At 69.7% G+C, this 878-nt stretch carries 1 protein-coding gene; it reads right to left on the reverse strand.

Going from position 1 to position 878, the window contains the following annotated elements; all coding sequences use genetic code 11:
* The coding region (locus QJS31_RS37250; RefSeq protein WP_306359029.1) for an AMP-binding protein at positions 1 to 878 on the reverse strand (878 nt) is incomplete at both ends.

An 878-nucleotide genomic window follows, 5' to 3' on the forward strand; every position in this document is an offset into this window, starting at 1 on the left:
AGGGCTTCGACGGCTTGGTAGATGTCGGCGGAGCCCATGCGGATGCCGTTGCGGTTCAACGTGGAGTCGGAGCGGCCGTGGACGATGACGCTGTCGTGGTCGGTGATGGTGATCCAGTCGCCGTGGCGCCAGATGCCGGGGTAGGTGGTGAAGTAGGCGTCGTGGTAGCGGGAGCCGTCGGGGTCGTTCCAGAACCGGACGGGCATGGAGGGCATGGGGGCGGTGATGACGAGTTCGCCGACCTCGCCGCGCACGGGGTGGCCGTGCTCGTCGTAGGCGGCGACGGCGGCGCCGAGGTAGGGCACCGACAGTTCGCCGGGCCAGACCGGGACGGTGGGGACGGCGCCGAGGAAGGCGGACACGACGTCGGTGCCGCCGCTGATGGAGGCGACGGGGATGTGGTCGCCGAGGTGGTCGCGTAGCCACAGTGAGGAGGACGGGGGCAGCGCGGAGCCGGTGATGCCGATGCTGCGCAGGGCGGTGAGGTCGTGGTCGCGGGCGGGGTGGGTGTCGGCTTTGGCGCAGGCCAGGACGTAGCCGGGGCTGGTGCCGAGCACGGTGGTGGCGGTGGTGGCGGCCAGGTGCCAGAGGGTGTCGGTGGCCGGGTGGGTGGGGCTGCCGTCGTAGCAGACGATGGTGGCGCCGGCGAGGAGTCCGGCGATCTGGAAGTTCCACATCATCCAGGAGGGGCTGGTGTACCAGAAGAAGGTGTCGTCGGGGCCGAGGTCGGTGTGCAGGGCGATGGCTTTGAGGTGTTCGAGCAGGACGCCGCCGTGGCCGTGGACGATGCCTTTGGGTTTGCCGGTGGTGCCCGAGGAGTACAGCACCCACAGGGGGTGATCGAAAGCCACCGGCTCCGTGACGAATTCACGCCCCTT

It is taken from the genome of Nocardia sp. CC213A (assembly GCF_030766805.1).
Classification (GTDB): domain Bacteria; phylum Actinomycetota; class Actinomycetes; order Mycobacteriales; family Mycobacteriaceae; genus Nocardia; species Nocardia otitidiscaviarum.